The organism is Pelotomaculum propionicicum (assembly GCF_048984525.1).
Classification (GTDB): Bacteria; Bacillota; Desulfotomaculia; order Desulfotomaculales; family Pelotomaculaceae; genus Syntrophopropionicum; species Syntrophopropionicum propionicicum_A.
On record NZ_JBMGJC010000030.1, the window covers coordinates 1 to 2,088 of the forward strand.

Consider the following 2,088-nt stretch of genomic DNA (forward strand, 5'->3'; position numbering starts at 1 on the left):
CATACAGCGCATCGGTTACAACGACATCGAATACCGCGCTGATTTTAGCCTTTACCACCAAGGTGTCATCGGGATCGTGGGAGGCAAAAGCAAAACCGGTGAACGCAAGGACAAGCAAACCTAGAATCGCAAACTTTTTCATTTAGAGCCTCTTTTGCGGCTGGCGCCGCATCCAAACATTTTTAGATAAGGGGCATAGTCAACGGCTATTTACCCCTTACTATTATCTTTGCAAAAATTATAGTAAAAAAAGAAATTCATGTCAATAGCGCCAAAAGTATTTTTTCGACATACCCAAAAAAATCACGAAATAGTCACGGTGATCGTCACTATATCGCTATAGATGTCCGACACCACAGGATCGTCGAGGTCCTCTAGCTTGGCATAGCTGACCCTGACCGGGTATTCCACCGAAGTCTTGGGAAGCAGGGTATTGTAGGTCATGGAAAACTCATTGGAAAGGTTAATTCGATCTATGCTTCCGAAACCAAGCAAATAGGGATATACATCGTGGTTGCCCGCGGTCTTGCCGATGAGCTTGCCTCCATTGCTGGAGCTGATGACGATTGTCCAGAGCGCCTTAATATTGGTATAGACGACAACCTTGCCGAGATAGGCCGACGTGGAGTTGACGAGGTCGATGGTTTCCACATCGGTCATATCGGTGGACAATGTGAATATAACAGGAACGATGCCTTGAATTTCCGTGGACACACTTTTGCTGTTCTGCGCGGACAGCGCCGCAGGGGGTAGAACTAATAAAGTGATCAATAACAGCGTTACTTTTTTCATTGCTTTCATACTTTTCATTAGTTCCATACTCTAACGAAGGACCGATTATATGGCGAAAGGAGAAGCGGGTTTAGGCCCAGCCCCCTTTCGCCATATCGCATGACGATTACAGCGTGGAAACGGTCAGGGTAATGGAATCCACGTATTCGCCGGCAGGCAGGGCGGGGGAGAAGCTGCTTGCGGCGGCATTGGTCACTTCGAGGGTGTAGACGACGGTCGCGACACCGGTGGTCACATTGGCGCTTTTATCCGCCGCGGTGGTTCCATCTCCCAGGTCACCGGAAAGTCCGGGTACGGTACTTCCCGCGGTCTTTACGGCGAAGGTGTAGGGATAGAAGACGGAAACGCCGGGAGCCTTCATGACACCTTTGTTCAGCGAAGAAACGGTGATATTCCACGCGCCGGCGATATTCGAGCTCACGGTGATGGTGCCCAGGGAGGTGGTGCCGCCGGCCAGAGGCAGGGTGGTGGGGCCTGCGGGAAGGCCTCCGGTGATGGACAGATCAGCGTTTATAACCGCTTTTATCTGCGTTGTGGTGGAATTGGCGGCGAATATAGGTGCTGAAACAAGCAAGACCAAAACCGCGATCAATGCCAACTTTTTCATAAATCCTTCCTTCTGGGCGTTTAACAGCCCTACCTTATTTGATTAAAAATAATTTTACTGATTTCGGGATGAATGTCAATAGGAGGATGGAGAAATAGTCGATATTCACGATAAATGAATGAATTAACGGTTTTTGACCCTGAAGGCGGGAAAGCTGTAATAATATACCGATCTTTTGCATGTTCTCCGGGCCGGCACCCTGTGGGTAGTGTAACTGAGCTTGTTGAAACGGGACGGGGTGAGGGGGTGAGGGTTCAGGTATTTTTTCTTTGCTCTGACGTAAGGGACCGCTCTACGGGTGTTCAATTAGGCCCAGGCGAAGCGAGGGAGGTAGTCAGGCTTTTGTTTGCCCGGGGTAGGGTCTTGTTTCAACCAAATTCTCCGCAAGGTTGGGGAAAAAAGCCAGTCTTCTCTACTGAGGAAAGCCCGTTGCGAGAACAGGGAGAGGATGCCTCGTCGCTGTTCGTCGGGAGGTATTCCCGCGCAGGTTCCATGGGTTCTCGTATCGCTTGGCCGCGCCTTTATCAGATAACGCTTCCAGTAATTATGATGGACCAGGTAACAGATCAGTCTGGTTAAGCCGTTGGCGACATTTCGGGAGAAACAGGTAGTTTCGCGTCGATGATTCGCCTGATCCTTACGCAGCTCCCGGTCAATGTAGTTGGAGGGGAACAGGGGGTTGGCGGTGG

2 protein-coding genes are annotated in these 2,088 nt (G+C 50.2%); both read right to left on the bottom strand.

The window, feature by feature from the left end; translation table 11 throughout:
• Positions 1–303 precede the first annotated feature (303 nt).
• Entirely contained in the window at positions 304–801 is a 498-nt protein-coding gene (locus ACOBQJ_RS16930) for a hypothetical protein (RefSeq protein ID WP_421072962.1), read from the bottom strand.
• Positions 802–898: 97 nt separating this feature from the next.
• The gene (locus ACOBQJ_RS16935; protein WP_421072963.1) at positions 899–1,399 is read right to left on the bottom strand and encodes a hypothetical protein; all 501 of its coding nucleotides are present in this window, start codon (positions 1,397–1,399) and stop codon (positions 899–901) included.
• Between the last annotated feature and the right edge of the window lie 689 nt (positions 1,400–2,088).

Coding starts and splice junctions, on each gene's coding strand:
- ACOBQJ_RS16935 (WP_421072963.1), bottom strand. CDS start 1,399: ATGAAAAAGTTGGCATTGATCGCGGTTTTGGTCTTGCTTGTTTCAGCA.
- ACOBQJ_RS16930 (WP_421072962.1), bottom strand. CDS start 801: ATGAAAGCAATGAAAAAAGTAACGCTGTTATTGATCACTTTATTAGTT.